At 45.2% G+C, this 17,405-nt stretch carries 7 protein-coding genes; all 7 read left to right on the forward strand.

From position 1 onward, the window contains the following. Positions 1 to 172: 172 nt before the first annotated feature. From HMAT_RS25505 to HMAT_RS25535, 7 genes are read left to right on the forward strand one after another with little or no spacing between them, the layout of a single operon-like run. Positions 173 to 7,153, forward strand: coding sequence for a type I polyketide synthase (locus HMAT_RS25505; protein ID WP_104385666.1), 6,981 nt, complete (start codon positions 173 to 175; stop codon positions 7,151 to 7,153). 19 nt (positions 7,154 to 7,172) lie between these two features. Further along, positions 7,173 to 11,417 (forward strand): type I polyketide synthase, encoded by a 4,245-nt coding sequence (locus HMAT_RS25510; RefSeq protein WP_104385667.1) that lies wholly within the window; start codon positions 7,173 to 7,175, stop codon positions 11,415 to 11,417. Beyond that, complete coding sequence (locus HMAT_RS25515) at positions 11,405 to 11,704, forward strand: acyl carrier protein (RefSeq protein ID WP_104385668.1); 300 nt, start codon at positions 11,405 to 11,407, stop codon at positions 11,702 to 11,704. The genes HMAT_RS25510 and HMAT_RS25515 overlap by 13 nt, the downstream gene beginning before the upstream one ends. Further along, complete coding sequence (locus tag HMAT_RS25520; protein WP_104385669.1) at positions 11,695 to 12,477, forward strand: alpha/beta fold hydrolase; 783 nt, start codon at positions 11,695 to 11,697, stop codon at positions 12,475 to 12,477. The genes HMAT_RS25515 and HMAT_RS25520 overlap by 10 nt, the downstream gene beginning before the upstream one ends. Then, complete coding sequence (locus HMAT_RS27515) at positions 12,470 to 14,875, forward strand: glycosyltransferase (RefSeq protein ID WP_104385670.1); 2,406 nt, start codon at positions 12,470 to 12,472, stop codon at positions 14,873 to 14,875. Before HMAT_RS25520 ends, HMAT_RS27515 begins: the two co-directional genes overlap by 8 nt. A 3-nt stretch (positions 14,876 to 14,878) precedes the next feature. Continuing rightward, on the forward strand, positions 14,879 to 16,150 hold the full coding sequence (locus tag HMAT_RS25530) for a condensation domain-containing protein (RefSeq protein WP_104385671.1): 1,272 nt from the start codon (positions 14,879 to 14,881) through the stop codon (positions 16,148 to 16,150). After that, complete coding sequence (locus HMAT_RS25535) at positions 16,147 to 17,400, forward strand: condensation domain-containing protein (protein WP_104385672.1); 1,254 nt, start codon at positions 16,147 to 16,149, stop codon at positions 17,398 to 17,400. The genes HMAT_RS25530 and HMAT_RS25535 overlap by 4 nt, the downstream gene beginning before the upstream one ends. The last annotated feature ends 5 nt before the right edge of the window (positions 17,401 to 17,405 follow it).

Consider the following 17,405-nt stretch of genomic DNA (forward strand, 5'->3'; position numbering starts at 1 on the left):
AGCATTTACTACTTTTTTGTTAAAAAATCATTATCAAATTACCTTTATTATTAAAAATATAATAGAAATTAACTACTTTTATTCTACCATAACAACCCTCCTATCAAAACCACTAAGATTTTGATATTTGTTATGGGATCTCCTGCTATTATATTTTCAAGATCATCAATGCATGAAAAATTTAACCATTATTGGATTAACGCCTTTTGAAAAGCCTGACGTCAATCTCATACCCAAACTCCATCAAGCGGGTGCATTTCCCGTATTAAGTTTGGGCCACGACTTAGCCTACGCTCAGGAAGCACTGAATCAACTTGATCAGACTGCTATATTTGCTTATGGAATTTATTTTCCCAATGACAAACTTCTGTCCCTCCAGATTCCGGAAAAAGTAAGTGTCGTGATTCTTCCTTTTGGAACTCCGGCCCCCAAAATCCCGCACCTATCCATTGTGTATCAGGTCTGCAGTCTTGAAGAGGCCATACAAGCCCAAAAACTTGATGCAAAAGGAATTATTGTCAAAGGGAATGAAGCCGGAGGTCTCGTTGGATACGAATCCACGTTTGTACTCTTCCAACGGATTATCAAAGAAATCCAGTCCATACCTGTATGGGTACAGGGCGGCATAGGTCTGCATATCGCTGCTGCCGCAAAATCCCTCGGTGCCACTGGAATAGTGTTGGACAGCCAACTTGCACTGTTTCCGGAATGTTCGGTTCCCCAGGACTTCAAAACGCTCTGTGGAAAATTAAACGGGACGGAAACCAAGATCATTGCCAACCATCGCGTGCTGGTGCGACCAAACTCGCCGACGTTATCGGATGAAGTTGACACGGCCGAACTCAGAACGTATTTTACCGACCTGAATCCTGCTACGAGTTATATTCCGATGGGGCAAGACATTTCCTTGGCCATTGATCTTTATGAAGATTTCAGAACACTGAAAAAGCTTATTTTTGGATTTAAGGAAGCCATGTACGGCCATTTAAAACAGGCAAAAGCATTACAGCCGATTGACTGTGACAATGTATTAGCGAAACAACTAGGCCTACGTTATCCGATCGCACAGGGTCCCATGACCCGTGTCAGCGATGTCCCTGCTTTTGCCAATGCCGTAGCGGAAGCTGGGGCACTTCCCTTTGTTGCCTTATCCCTGCTCCGTGGTGAACAGGCCAAAACCTTGGTTATAGAAACCAAACAACTCGCTGGAAACAAAACCTGGGGAGTGGGTATCTTAGGCTTTGCACCACAGGAATTGCGTGAAGAACAGACAGCCTATATCCTGGAAGCCAAACCTCCCGTTGTACTGATTGCCGGTGGTCGACCTGCACAGGCTAAGGTATTTGAAAAAGCAGGCATAACAACGTTTCTACACGTACCATCTCCTGCCCTGCTCGACATGTTTCTAAAGGAGGGTGCAAAAAATTTCATTTTCGAAGGTCGCGAATGCGGTGGCCACGTTGGACCTCTTTCGAGCACTGTGCTCTGGGAAAAACAGATCGAACGCATCTTAAAAGAGGATCATCCAGAACAGATCAGTGTTTTCTTTGCCGGTGGCATACACAATGCTTTCTCAACAGCATTTGTTTCTATCATGGCAGCTCCCTTAGCGGCCCGAGGCGTAAAAGTCGGTGTATTGATGGGAACAGCATATCTTTATACGCAAGAGGCTGTAAGTACAGGTGCAATTCAGGAAGAATTTCAGCTGCAAGCCATGCAAGCCAGGGATACTGTCCTGCTGGAGACAGCACCAGGGCATGAAACCCGTTGCTTAAATACGGCTTTTGCACAACACTTCAATCGAGAAAAGTCCAAGCTATTGACTGCAGGTGTGGATAAGAAAGAAGTCTGGGAAAAACTCGAAAAATTAAACGTCGGCCGTCTGCGCATTGCAGCTAAAGGTGTAGACCGCCAAGGAGATCAACTGGTCAATATCCCTAAAAACGAACAACTGGACCTGGGCATGTATATGATCGGCCAGATTGCAACCATGCAGAACAAGGTGATCTCCCTGGATGCTCTGCATCAACATGTCGGCATCGACAATCAGCAGTATATCCATGAAGCAATATTACCGGAAGAACCACTTTCCAACGAAAAACCGTTGGATGTCGCCATTGTTGGAATGGAGTGTATTTTTCCGGGAGCCAAAAATCTGGAAGAATTTTGGCGCAATATTATCCTTGGAAAAGATAGCGTTACCGAAGTTCCTGAAGAACGCTGGAACAAGGCTATTTACTACAAACCCGACGCAGATGGGCCAGACGTATCGCACTCAAAATGGGGTGGCTTTATTCCGAAAATTGATTTTGATCCCTTAGCTTTCGGTATTCCACCGCAATCGCTCGCAGCCATTGAACCAACACAATTACTGACGCTATTGGTAGCGAAGCGTGCCATGGAAGATGCTGGTTATGGCGAAAAACAAATCAACCGCGAAAACATTTCCGTTATTATTGGTGCAGAAGGTGGCAACGACCTTGCCAACAGCTATAGCTTTAGAGGATATTACAAACAGGTATTCGGAGAACTTCATGAAGAAGTGAAGGAAGCATTGCCTCATACCACAGAAGATTCCTTTCCTGGTATTTTGGCAAATGTTATCGCTGGTCGGATCACAAACAGACTGGATCTTGGTGGCCGAAATTTCACAGTGGATGCTGCTTGCGCCTCATCCCTTGCAGCGATTGATCTAGCCTGTCAGGAACTTATTCTCGGTAAATCGGATATGGTACTTGCGGGTGGAGTGGATCTCCATAATGGGATCAACGATTACCTGATGTTTTCCAGCACACATGCACTCTCACGTAAAGGACGATGTGCCACATTTGACAGTGACGCGGATGGGATTGCCCTTGGCGAGGGGGTAGCAATATTGGTACTCAAACGCTACGAAGATGCTGTAGGCGATGGCGACCGCATCTACTCAGTTATCAAAGGCGTTGGTGGATCCAGTGATGGTAAAGCCCTAGGCCTCACCGCTCCCCGAAAAATCGGTCAGGTACGCGCACTGGAACGTGCCTATAACCAAGCGGGTATCAGCGCAGCATCCGTTGGTCTGGTTGAAGCGCATGGCACAGGAACAGTTGTTGGTGATAAAACAGAACTGAGTGCGTTGACTAATTTATTCAGCCGTTCAGGTGCCTTACCAGCACAAACGCATTTAGGGTCGGTCAAAACCCAGATCGGCCACACAAAATGTGCTGCAGGATTGGCGGGTCTGATCAAAGCTTCCCTGGCTGTATTTCATGGTGTAAAACCACCAACACTTCACCTCCAACAGCCAAATGCATATTATAATGCGCAAACAAGTCCTTTTGCTTTCCATGCTGAAACTGGTTTATGGGGAGAAAAAAGACGTTATGCTGGTATCAGCGCCTTTGGTTTTGGCGGAACAAATTTCCATGCTGTTATTGCAAATCATCCACAGGAAGATAGCACAATCGCATTGCAATCCTGGCCATCAGAACTGTTCGTTTTCCGTGGCGAAAGCTACGACGAAGCTAAGGGTCAATTGGGTCAGGTAAAAGCACTGTTAGATATCAACGATAGCCTCCCGCTAAAAGATATCGCCTACAGCTTAGCTGTTGCTTCTGAAAAAGAAATCCAGCTCAGCATTGTTGCCGATACAGCCGAAGACCTGATGATGAAAATCGAATTGGTGTTATCTGGCATTGAAAGCAAAGACACCTTTATAGTCAATAAACGCGAAGGTAAAACAGCATTCTTATTTCCGGGACAAGGTAGTCAACGTATCAATATGGCCCGTGATCTCTTTGTGGTATTCCCTGCAATGCGAAAGCTGATCGCCCAGTATCCTGAACTGGAAAAAGTGGTCTTTCCTTCAACGACGTTTGATGCCGATTCTTTGAAAAAACAAAAGGAAACCATCAAAGATACTCGTCTGGCCCAACCGCTTTTGGGGATCGTCGATTTAGCCTTAGCTAAATTCCTCCAGTCATTGGGTATCGTCCCTGATATGCTGGCAGGCCATAGTTATGGTGAATTACCGGCATTGTGTTTCGCTGGTGTATTTGACGAAGAACAATTAGTTGAACTGAGCAGCAAGCGTGCCCAATCTATCCTGGATTCGGTAGAAAATGACGATCCAGGCACCATGGTTGCTGTTAACGCAAATGCAGAACAGCTGAAGGCACTCCTCAATCGTGTGGAAGGCTGTTATCCGGTGAATTACAATTCACCGACACAATGTGTTGTTGCAGGTAGCACAGTAGCTATCGGAAAACTCATGGAACTGTTAAAACAGGAACGTGTCTCTGCTAAAAAGCTAGAGGTTGCCTGTGCTTTTCATAGTCCTTTAGTTGCTAGATCAAAAGAGCTTTATGCGAATGTATTGAAGGATGTTCCATTCCAAGAAATGAGACTACCGGTCTGGTCAAACACAACAACAAGCTTATATCCTACTTCGGTATCCGAAATAAAAGCAAGACTGACTGATCATCTGGTTCAACCTGTCCGCTTTGTTGAGGAGCTTCAGGCTATGTATGCAGATGGCGCACGGATATTTATTGAGGTAGGTCCAGGTAAAGTGTTGACGGGCCTGACCAAAGCCTGTCTGGAGCACGATCAATTGACCTTATATGTGGAGGATAACAACCGCAACAAACTAACGCACCTCCTCTGTATGCTTGCGCAATATTTGGGAACCGGCCGCAATTTCACTATCCGTAAACTTTTTGAAGACCGTCAGGTTCAGCCTATCCAGCTAGATCAACCAAACTTATATAAGAAAAACCCTGCTATCTGGCGTGTTAATGGACAGGCTGCACATCCAACGACGGGACCTTTACCTGCCAATGGCGCATTGCCAATAGTAAGCCCCATTAAAATGAGTAACCTTAGCAATCCCATAACCGCAACAACAGCTGCACAACCTGCTGCTGAACGTATGCTGCAAGAATATTTAAACAGCATGAAAATGCTGATCCAGGCGCAACGTGATGTCATGCTTTCCTTTTTGGGGCAAAACCCACAAGTAGCACCTATGCCGGTCTATTCAAGTCCTACACCAAATGTGACTGCAGATCGTTCAACCCCGATAGTCGTTCAACCCACACTCAGCGAAAATTCCGCTGTCGCAACAGCCGTACAAACAGCAACTAAAGACATTAAAACTTTATTGTTACAGGTGGTAAGCGACAAGACGGGCTATCCGCATGAAATGTTGGGTATGGAAATGGATCTGGAAGCAGACCTCAGTATTGATTCGATCAAACGGGTCGAAATTATCGGAACACTGCGTACGGAACTTGGAACACTAAAGTTCGATCATGCAAATGAAGACACGATCATGGAACAATTGGCCGCCATAAAAACCTTAAATGGCCTGGTTTCCTGGTTGACGGAATTCAGCGATGCAACTGGGGCACCAGCAGGGGCAGCAGGCGTTCCAAAGGGAGTACCAACAACTGCAATCAGGTCTTCATTCTCCCTTTCGGAACTACAGACAGCGATCCTGGATATTGTCAGTGAAAAAACCGGTTATCCCAAAGAGATGTTGGGGCTGGATCTGGACCTGGAAGCTGACCTGAGCATAGACTCGATCAAACGCGTGGAAATCATTGCCGAACTGAAAGCCAAGATCGGTTTTGGTGAGGATCTCGAACATGCCGAAGATCTGATGGAAACCCTGGCAGCTATTAAGACCCTTAACGGTCTCGCTTCCTGGATCAGTGAAGTCAGTGACACCACCCCTGAACAGAACCTCTTGTCCAGACTTCGTTTTGATCTGACACCTGCAGACGCCGTTTCAGCACAGAATATCGAAATTCTGCAAGGCAAACGTTTTGCCATTGCTCCAGATCATGGACAACAGACACTGGCCATCAAAACCATGCTCGAAAAACATGGTGCTATCGCGGAATTGGTCAATCCGGAAAATGATCTTGCCGTCTTCGATGGACTGATTATCTCCGATATATTTTCAGCGACAGTACAACATAATATTATAGATCAAGTTGATCTAATCAAAAAAATGGACCTGGACCGGGCCAAATGGGTGTATTTAATCTCCGATATTCCGGCACATGTAGCAAAAACAAATGATACACATGCCTTACGCCATTACCAGGGTTACCCTGGACTATTTAAAAGTCTAGCTCGTGAATTTGAACAGACCAGCTGTCGATTGATCAGTTTAAGCACACCACAGGAAACAGATCAGATCGCTGAAATCGCATTAAAAGAAATCTTGACAACCGATAAAACCGTAGAGGTTATCTACAAGAATGATCAACGTCATACAGTCGATATCATCCCTTCACCACTGTCGACAGGCAACGAAGAAGTGCAAATCCAACTGGATCAAAAATCTGTTGTACTTGTCCTTGGCGGTGGACAGGGTATCACCTCTGAATTGGTAAAACACATGTCGGCCTCCTACCCTTGTACTTACATCCTTGTGGGCAGGTCTGCAGATCCAAGAAAAGACATCCCGATTTCGAAAGAATTGGAAACAATGACCTCCAAGGAACAGGTCAGAGCTCATCTTATTCAATCAGGACTATTCCATGCACCAGCACAAATTGAGAAAGAGACCCTCCGTATTTATAAGAACAATCAGATCCTACGGACTATCCGCGATATGGAACGCTTAGGAAATACTGTCGTTTATGAATCATTGGATCTCTGTGATGAGGCTGGATTAACGGCCTTGCTCCACCAGATTTATGAACAATATGGACAGCTCGATGGTGTTATCCATGGTGCAGGTTTGTTGGAAGATAAACTGTTCAAACAAAAAACGACCAGTTCTTTTGGACGTGTCTTTGATACCAAAGTAAAACCATTACGCGTATTGGCGGAACAACTACGTTCAGACTGCCAGTTCGTTGTCTTATTTTCAAGTATAGCTTCTGTTTATGGCAACAAAGGTCAGACAGATTATGCAGCAGCAAACAGTGTATTGGATGACTATGCCAATGTACTGAATAAACGCTTGAAAGGAAAGGTTATTTCGATCAACTGGGGACCTTGGAAAGGTGCTGGCATGGTTTCACAGACGTTGGAAACAGAATATGAACGCCGTGGCATCTCTCTTATTCCTTTGGATGAAGGGAAAGAAATTTTCCTTAACGAGATCAGGTATGGTACGGAAAGCCAAGTGTTAATTATGTCAGGCAACAATTGGTAAACCCTCATATCCATTGATTATGAAGAAAACAGATGTTGCCATCGTTGGTTTATCTTGTGTCTTTCCGGGGGCAGAGGATGCCAATATGTTCTGGCAAAATATCATCAATAAGGTCGATTCCACTGAATTTGCTCCAGCTGATCGCATTGATCCGATCCATTTTAGTGATGGTCCGGGGACTGTAGATCGCTTTTATTGCAGACGTGGCGGTTTTATTTCGGACTATACTTTTGATCCGACAGCATTTGGCATATTGCCCCTTGCCGTTGAGGGTACCGAACCTGACCACCTGCTTACACTCGACCTGGTACAAAAAGCATTGGAAGATGCTGGCGTATTCCAAAAACAGGTATCCCTGGAAAAGGCGGGAATTGTGATCGGGAAAGGAAATTATACTGGCCCGGGGGCTACCCGTGCCATAGAAATTGTACGTACAGGCGAACAGATTTCCTCCCTTTTACAGGAACTTTTACCGCAGGTGCCAGCTGCTGATATCGAAAAGGTAAAACAAGCATTCCAGGAACGCAAGGGACGCTTTGCCGCTGATACGGCTATGGGCTTAATCCCTAATCTTGTGGCTTCGCTTGTTGCCAACCGCTTCAACCTTGGCGGTGTGGCTTTTACTGTAGATGCTGCTTGTGCCAGCGCCCTGATCGCTGTAGATCATGCTGTACAGGAACTGCAGCGTGGCCGTAGTGATATCATGATTGCTGGCGGTGTACATACGGGACAAAATGCTGCTTTCTGGAGCATCTTTGCACAATTGGGTGCCCTTTCTCACAACCAGCAGATCAAACCTTTCAGCATGGATGCCGATGGCTTACTCATCGGTGAAGGCTGTGGTTTTGTTGTATTAAAGCGACTCGAAGATGCTGTACGTGACCAGGATAAAATCTATGCTGTCATCAAAGGTGTAGGCGTGAGCAGCGATGGTCATGGCACAAGCGTCATGAGTCCATCGGTGAAAGGACAATTAAAAGCTTTACAACAGGCTTGGATCAATGCTGAACTGGACGAAAAACAGATCGGCTATCTGGAAGCACACGGTACAGGGACACCTCTTGGAGATAAAACTGAACTACAGACACTGTCGCAGTTTTTTGGTAAAGAAAACGCTGCTCCAGTCGCTGGAATCGGTTCGGTCAAATCCAATATTGGTCATGCCATGCCTGCGGCAGGAATCGCGGGCCTGATAAAAACCTGTTTGGCGCTACACCATGATACACTACCACCAACCCTTTATTGCGAAAACCCGACCGCTGATATGCAGACAACGCGATTTGCTCCGGTGCAGGAAGCAAAAAGCTGGTCAAAGACAGGTCTACCCAAGGTGGCCGCGGTAAATGCTTTTGGTTTCGGCGGTATTAACGCACACGTGGTCTTAACAGGCTATGATATGCCTAAAAAAGATCCCGTATTGTTACTTGCCCGACCAACACATGCGGAATTACTTGCTGCTTTACAACATAACGATACAACAGTGGGTGAAGGCCATTATCGCCTCGCCCTATTTGATCCCACTCCAGAGCGGGTTGAAAAGGCAATCAAAATCGTTTCTAAAGATAAAGCCTGGCGCAACAAGCAGGATATCTGGTATACCTCCACCCCATTATTACAAGAGGGTGGCAAGGTTGCCTTCGTCTTCCCTGGTTTAGATGGCTTAGCGAAGGGAGAGATTGACTCGGTCAGTCGCTATTTTGGACTGACAACACCTATACAAACCGAAGGTGAAGGACTACTGAATGATGCGTTGGCTATTTTCAATTCTTGCAGCATTTTGGACAATTCCCTAAAAAAACTGGGAATATATCCGGACATGAATGCTGGGCATAGCTTAGGTGAATGGCTGGCTGGCTATTCTTCGGAACTAGCTGAAGCAAGTTCGGTCAAGGATCTTATTGATGTCCTGAACCCGAAGACTTTTGAACTCAAGGACTCCAAATTTATTGCCATCGGAACGGGGCTAAAGGAAATTACAACTTTGATTACTGGAATTCCCAATATTTATGTTTCCAATGACAACTGTCCACATCAGGTCATTCTATGCGGCAGCAATACCGCTTTAGAAGAACTTGTACCTCAGTTGAAAGCGAAACAGATATTCCATCAGATCCTGCCATTCCAGTCGGGGTTTCACTCTCCTTTTGTAGCAGACAAGCTCGATCTGATCCTAGCAGGTATGGAAAAAGTACAATTTCAGCCAACCAAAATCCCTTTGTGGTCGGCCACCACACTGATGCCATATCCATCGGATCAACAGGCCATCCGCCAATTGAGTGCCGAACACCTTGTACAACCGGTCCGTTTCCGCGAGCTAACGGAAAAGCTTTATGACGAGGGAGTCCGGTTCTTTATCCAGGTGGGTACTGGTGGACTGATCGGCTTTATTGACGATACCTTAAAGGGAAAAGCTTTTAGCACCCTAGCGTCAAGTGTGGTAACACGTTCGGCGCTTGCTCAGCTACAACGTGTTGTTGCGGCTTTATTTGTAGAAGGGAAAACGGTGGCGCTGGATTTTCTGGCGGTACAAAACCATATTAAAAAGGCGACAAACAAAGGCATGAAGTTGCAGCTCGGTTCGCCTATCGTCCGTAATTTTGATGCGGTCAAGAGCTTAGCAAAGTCTTTTGATACTGTACAGCCACAACTGGCTGCGGGAACAGCTGTAAGGGGCAATCATCCATTGGTACAGGCATTTCAGGAGAATATCGCCGATATGATCCGGATGCAGGAAGAAGTATTGACACTTTTTCAGAACCGGCCAGCGCCTAGCGTTGTGGCAACTGTCACCAAGCCCCTTGTCGTCGAAAAACCTGTAGACAGACATTTTTCAAAAATGCTCCATGTCAATTTGGACAGTCATCCCTACCTGATCGATCATAGTCTGCTGCGGCAACCGCAGGGATGGTCAGAAGTAGCGGACATGGAACCGGTGATCCCGATGACCATGATTTTTGAATTGCTGGCCGAAATCGCTCAGGCGGAAAAACCTGCTACCAAGATCCATAAGATCATGCACGTAAGCGTGTTCCAATGGATGAATGTAGCCAAACCTTTTGAGAAAACGGTGAAGGGCGAATGGCGGTCGGCTCAGCTTGCCTATCTGGATATCGAGAATTTTGCAAATGCAGAAGTAGCACTGTCTACAGCATATCCCGTCGCACCACAGTTTGATCTTTCCATAGGTGGGCCCCTGCCTATCACACGTACTTCCGAAGAAATCTATGACAAGCATATGTTCCATGGAACAGCCTATCAAGGGATTATGGCGGTAACTGCCGTAGGTAAAAAGGGAATCATTGGCAAGATCAAGGGTAATGGGGGAAAGGGCTCGCTATTGGATAATGCGGGACAATTATTCGGTTTGTGGCTTCAGCTTACACTGACAAAAGATCGCATTGCATTCCCTGTTAAAATCAAAGAAATCGAGTTTTTCGACGACATGCATGACCAAGATGGCCTATTCGAGTGCACCTGTATGTTGACTGATCTGAATGATGAGTTTGCTATCGCAAATATAACGCTCCAACGAAACGGGAAAGTATGGTGCTCGATCAGGGGCTGGCAAAATCGACGATTGGAAATCGACGAAGCATTATGGAATGTTTCCATGTCGCCATTGCACAACCGTCTCTCAGTGGAAATTGCACCAAGCATTTTCTTTTTCCACCAAGCCTATACCCGTGTCGCTTCCTGGGACTTTATCCTGAAACGCTATTTCAACCAAACGGAAAAACAGCACTACCAACAATTGTTGCCCAACCGCAGAAAAAGTTGGATGGTGAGCCGTGTTGCGGTAAAAGATGCTGTACGACAGCTGTTGAACCGTCAGAAAAACCTCCCCTGCTATCCCATTACGTTTGAGATCCGCTCGGATGAAGTCGGTAAACCTTATCTACTGGGCGATGCGACTAAAGATATTCATGTATCACTGGCCCACAAGGGAAAAGATGCCGTGGCTATCGCCCGCCAAGGCCACCCTGTAGGCATTGACATGGAACTCATCGAGGAGCGCAGTGCAGGTTTTTACCCACTGGTCTTTACCGATGCTGAAATGGAATTGCTAAAAGACAGGAAACAGACCGAATGGACAACCCGCTTTTGGGTAGCGAAAGAAGCTTACGGAAAATTTCTGGGGACTGGCCTACAGGGCAACCCAAAAAGATATGAAGTAGAACGCATCCAGGGAGATCATCTCTGGATCAATCAAATAGAAATAAAAACGATCAAACACCAAAATTATATTATCGGATGGACACTGTAAACACGACATCAAAATTGAATCACGAAGAATTATTCTCTTTATTAAAAGGCTTTATAACAGAAGTTATCGGCGAAGAATTTGTAGAAGAGATGGATATCACACCAGAAAGTTCCTTTACAAAGGATCTTGAAATGGACAGCATAGAAATTGTTTCTTTTTCAGAGAAAATCAAAGCACATTTTGGTGACCAGATTGATTTCACAGGCTGGTTATCTTCGATGGACCTGGATCAACTGATCAATCTTGACCTCCGTATGATCATCAATTATATCTACGAATGCCAATAATTACGGTCAACAACAGAAAGGTTCACATACAAGAACTAAATAAAGGTGCTGAACATACCGTGGTACTGATCCACGGCATGTTCAGCAACCTCTCTATTTACTATTTTAATATTGCTCCGATCCTAGCGCAGCATTTCCACGTGGTCATGTATGATCTCAAAAGTCATGGCATGAGTGAACGTGTATCGGAAGGCTATGATCTTGAGAATATGTCATCCGATCTGATTGCTTTGTTGGATAGTCTACAACTTCAAAACGTCCATCTGCTGGGTTACAGTTTTGGTGGACTAATTGCGCTTAAAACGGCATTGCGGATTCCCACCCGTGTGGAACGACTCGTCGTTATGGAGGCTCCGGATCCACAGGATGAAAAAGCACGCAACATCATCGATGAGTATAGTAAGGAATTTCTGGAACATTATATCGCCAACTTTACCGATACAACAAAAATGAAAATGGGTAAGCGACAATTTGAAAAAAATCATCGCCTTTACGAGTTTTTATTCAACCAGACGAGCATCAAAGCTGATATGATCAAGGAAAAATATTTCCTCCATGAAATGGATACTGCAACATTACCGCCATCCACCTTACTGTTGTATGGAGATACATCAAACTGTAAACCAACGGGAGAATGGCTGCAAACAAAAATATCTGGCGCTCAACTTGAACTCATTCCGGGAGATCACAATATCCCCATACAAGAACCTACACAGATAGCTGAAACTATCGTTGATTTTTTATCTAACCCTTTATTACAAAACCATGGCTAAATTTGTGTTTGTTGTCCCCCCACTGACAGGTCATGTCAATCCGACGTTGAGCATTGGTGCTGAACTATTGGAAAGAGGACATGAGGTGGCCTGGATCAGTCTTGACAAAAACTTAACTGATAAACTTCCAGCTGGCGGAAAGCTTTTGCTTATTCAATATGACCAGACGGATGAAGAAAAAAAAGAAAGTGAACAGTACCTCGATATCATTTCAAAAAAGATCGTCTATGGTATTGATAGCATCAAGTTTCTTTATGAAGATGTACTTATCCCTTTAAATAGACATTGCTATAAAGGTATCCTTACCTTATTAGAAACATTTGCACCGGATCTGGTGATTGGTGACCATCAATTATTTGCGGCATCCATCGCTGCAAAAAAACTGGGACTCCGCTATGCGACCACTGTCACGGCTCCAGCAGCAATTAAAATTGTCAGTGAACTTCCAAAGGTACACGAATGGGAAGAAAAGCAGATCATTGCTTTGCAACAGGAACTCGGGGTAACGGGAAATAAATCTTTGGATTGCTCGGATTTGCTTACGCTTGTCTTAACATCCCGTTATTTCTTTGGTGAGATGGATCTCAGCTCAAACTATCAGTTCACAGGACCTGTCCTGGCTGAACGTCGGGTATCGGCTGCATTTGACTGGGATAAACTACATGCTAGTAATCGAAAAAAAATCCTGGTCAGTATTGGTACTACCTTTGATCACGACCATAAGAAAGCATTTTTCCAAAAGGTTATCGATGCATTTGCGGGAGAAGAGCTGACTGTCGTCGTTGTTTCAGATCCGCAGCTATTTGATGCCTGGCCTGAAAATTTCATGGTTTATCAACAGATCCCACAATTGGATCTGCTACCACACCTGGATGCTGTTGTATGCCATGGTGGCCATAATACGGTTTCCGAAACTCTTTCACAGGGTCTGCCACTTGTGGTCATCCCGATCGCTTACGATCAGTCACATGTCGCGGGTCGCGTAGTGCGTACCGGTGCCGGTGAACGACTGAATTTCAATCGCTTTAAAGCACATCATTTAAAAGATAGTGTCCATACCATCTTGAATAATCCAACCTATCGTGAAGCTGCACATACCGTCCGTCAATCTTTTGTCGATGCGGGTGGCACGAAAACCGCTGCAGACCTCTTGGAACAAACTACCGCTCCTATCGCTTCAAGAGCGGATGTACCGGCTAAGTTCCTCTTTGTTGTTCCACCATTTTTTGGACACATCAGCCCAACATTAAGTGTCGGTGCAAGCCTCCTTGCCCGTGGGCATGAAGTCCGGTGGTTTGGCATAACGCCATTAGCTGATCATCATATCCCCGCAGGTGGAAGTTATATCTATCCTGAAGCGGATCTGGCACCTTTTCAGGAGGAACTCCAACAGCTATTGAAACGTCAGGATGATGGCCCCTCCTGTTCGGGCCCCGAAGTCATGAAACTGGCGCTGGAAGAAACCTATGTCCCGATCGCGAAAATGATGATGCCGGGATTGGAACGTCTTCTCGGCCAATGGCAACCTGATGTGATCGTAAACGACTGCATCACCTTTGGAGGTGCACTATTTGCACATAAACATCAGATCCCTTGTGTGACAACGACTCCCGTTCCACCGGATGTCATGGGCGACACGGAGAAGAGTGCTCCTAAGATATTTGAGTGGCAGCAAAATCTGATCAAAGACCTTCAAAAGGCTGTGGGAATTTATGATGAAGGAATCTTTATACACTCCCATCAGCTCAACATGATATTTACGTCACAAGCTTTTGCCGGTTTTGAAACGGTACCGCCACACATGAAATTTGTCGGACCGGTCAAAGGTCGTCCAAACAATACCCCTTTTGACTGGGAGCGTTTGGCGGCCAGCACTACTCCAAAAGTATTTGTATCCTTAGGTACACTGCTCGTGGATATTCGAAAAGCATTTTTCGGTAAACTGATCGAGGCTTTTGCCGATCAGCCGGTGACAATTATTGCCGCTACACCACCGGAAATATTTGAAGAATGGCCTTCCAATTTTATTGTGAGTGGCTTTGTTCCCCAATCCGCTTTGATGCCACACATGGACATGGTTATTTGCCATGGGGGCTTCAATACGGTGAACGACACCTTTACCAATGGTTTACCCATGCTGATCACACCAATCGCCTATGATCATTTTCATACAGCCAAACTGATTGAGCAGGCAGGTTGCGGGCTTAGCATCCGATACAAACGTATGCGTATAGATGCGCTGCGGGACACCGTGTTTGAATTGTTGGAAAACCCGATCTATCGAAATGCCGCGAAGGAGGTACAGAAGACCTTTCTAACCGCTGGCGGTAACGACCAGGCGGTAGCGCTATTGGAAGATTTTGTGAAACAAGAATGTTTGACATTGGCACAGGTGTAGGCGATGAAAAGAAAACTATTATTTGGTGAGCGCATGCTGTTGGGGGATGGAACTGAACCCTTCAACGCCGTCATTCCCTTTCGGCTACGTGGTGTTTTCAGCGAAGAAGATATCAAATACGCCTTGAGCCGATTACAGGAAAAACATCCCTGGCTGCGGGCACTTATCCAACATGATGACAAAAATACACCTTGGTTTCAGGTTCCGGAACTAACCGTATCGATTCCGATACGGTTAGTAAACCGAAAAAGTGAAGACGACTGGCAAGAGGAATCCAAAAAGGAATGGCATTCGACCTTCGATTATCAGACGAAACCTTTAATCCGATTTGTCTGGATTAAGGGCGAAGAAGTGTCAGATATGCTATTTGTTTTCCATCATTGCTTATGTGATGGGGGCTCGGCCATGGCATTATTGTATGAATTTCTAAAAGTACTGGACAATCCGGCCGCAGAAATCGGACTGGAAAATCCGATCCTTGGTATTGAAGATGTCGTACCCGAACATATCTTAAAGAGTGGTAAGAAGCGATTTAAGGCAAAAACAATTGGCCGATTAGCAGCTTTAGCTATTAAATGTATTCCGGTCGGCAGAAAAGCGGTCGATCGGCAGACGGACTATTTAATTCATTGGAAGTTTGACCAAGCCACCAGCAAGCAACTTATTTCTCATTGCAAGTCATTGGATGTCACCGTCAATACATTTCTGGGGGCAACGGTATTGGCGGCATTCCGGAAAGTACGTGGCTCGTCGGCATTCAATAAAGTTTCCTGTCCAGTAGATATCAGGCGTTTTGCACCACAGATAAAAGATGACCATATTTTTGCTTTCGGATTAATGATTGTCATGTCTTCAAACCAGAAAATGAGCTTTTTGGATAACCTCCGGTTGATGCAGGATGAAGTGGAACGCAAAACAGCGAAGCTCAATCCTTATATCACCATGATGGTCATGGAATCGGCCCATGATGCGTTAAAAAACTTCACCAAACTCTTAAAACGAGGCAAATCATCCAATGACTGCATGTTTTCCAATTTGGGGCGCATACAAATACCCAAACAATATCGCACATTCAATCTGGAAACAATCTTCAGTCCTTCGGTCATTGGTCCTTTGGGCAATACAACAACAATGGTCACCTCTACCTTTCGTGGACAAATGGATTTCTCCTTTATGGGAAGTGAGGGTTATTTACCACAGGCGGAAGCATTGGCCATCCGCGATGAGATCATCCATCAGATCAAACAACAATTAGATTACCAGGTAGCATCATGATCGAGAGAAAACTAATGATGGTGGAACGGATCATGTATGTTGATACCGAAACACCCTTAAACTGTGTATTTGCTGCAAAGATCAACGGGGAGATCGCCGAAGAACATCTTCGGAATGCCCTCACCAAAATTCAGCAAAAACATCCATTGCTCCGATCGGCTATCTGCATAGAGGATGCGCAACAGCCCCGGTTTGCTGTCAAAGAGGATATGGAATCTATTCCACTCCATATTATCCAACGTCAAACGGATATGGATTGGCTGACGGAGTCGGAACAGGAATGGTATCGCCCTTTTAAAGCGGATAATAAGCCGCTAGCCCAATTGGTATGGATCAAAGGTAATTCCGTTTCGGAACTGCTTTGGGTATTGCCACATTGTGTCTGTGATGGAACCAGTATTGTCACATTGATGCGGGAGCTACTTTGCCTATTGGATAACCCCGATAGGGAACTCGAGCCCTACCAGCTCTTTGAATCGGTTAATAAATTCCTGCCGCAGGGCTTTGAGCTTCAAAAAAAATCACGCAAAGCCAAGTTCTATTTGCTATTGGCAAGATTTTTCTTTTTCCTGCAACGAAAGAGCAGAAAAAGAAATTTAGGAAAAAACTATGCGATACACTGGAAACTGGATGCAGAAACAACGGCTGCCATAACCCAGAGCTGTAAAGACCAAAGCATTTCTGTTCATGCACTCCTATGCACGGCATTTATGCAAGCTTTTCGGGAGATGCAAGGTAAAGCTGCAAAAAATAAAGTGATCAGTCCTGTTGATATCCGGCACTTTATTCCAGAAATCAAACAAGACCACATGTTTGCTTTTGCACCAACGGTGGAGCTTTCTCTAAAAAAGGGGAATGATAATGTCGTGGATACTGCAAAAGATATCAAAACGGCGCTCACACAAAAAATAGAAAAGATGCAAGCCCGTGAGCTACTCTGGATGGGGGAACAGATGCACCCGCTAGTGGAGCGCATGATTTCTATGTTAAAATCGAGCCCAGGAGGACATGACATCACGCTATCCAATATGGGTAAGCTCCAGATTCCAAACGAGTACAACAACTTCGCTCTGGAGACCATATACAGCCCAACAGTGGCTTTCCCCTGGTTGAATTCAAATACCTTGGTTGCAACGACGTTCAATCAACAAATGGATTTTACGTTTATGTCCAATGAAGATTTTTTACCAAAAGAAGAAGCGATTAAAATAAAAGATAAGGCGATCGCAATCATGACCTTGTCCCTATAGCACTC

It is taken from the genome of Sphingobacterium sp. HMA12 (assembly GCF_002933815.1).
Taxonomy (GTDB): domain Bacteria; phylum Bacteroidota; class Bacteroidia; order Sphingobacteriales; family Sphingobacteriaceae; genus Sphingobacterium.

What these genes read in the sequence shown, in the direction of transcription:
- HMAT_RS25505 (WP_104385666.1), top strand. Translation starts at nt 173, where the DNA reads ATGAAAAATTTAACCATTATTGGATTAACGCCTTTTGAAAAGCCTGAC.
- HMAT_RS25510 (WP_104385667.1), top strand. Translation starts at nt 7,173, where the DNA reads ATGAAGAAAACAGATGTTGCCATCGTTGGTTTATCTTGTGTCTTTCCG.
- HMAT_RS25515 (WP_104385668.1), top strand. Translation starts at nt 11,405, where the DNA reads ATGGACACTGTAAACACGACATCAAAATTGAATCACGAAGAATTATTC.
- HMAT_RS25520 (WP_104385669.1), top strand. Translation starts at nt 11,695, where the DNA reads ATGCCAATAATTACGGTCAACAACAGAAAGGTTCACATACAAGAACTA.
- HMAT_RS27515 (WP_104385670.1), top strand. Translation starts at nt 12,470, where the DNA reads ATGGCTAAATTTGTGTTTGTTGTCCCCCCACTGACAGGTCATGTCAAT.
- HMAT_RS25530 (WP_104385671.1), top strand. Translation starts at nt 14,879, where the DNA reads ATGAAAAGAAAACTATTATTTGGTGAGCGCATGCTGTTGGGGGATGGA.
- HMAT_RS25535 (WP_104385672.1), top strand. Translation starts at nt 16,147, where the DNA reads ATGATCGAGAGAAAACTAATGATGGTGGAACGGATCATGTATGTTGAT.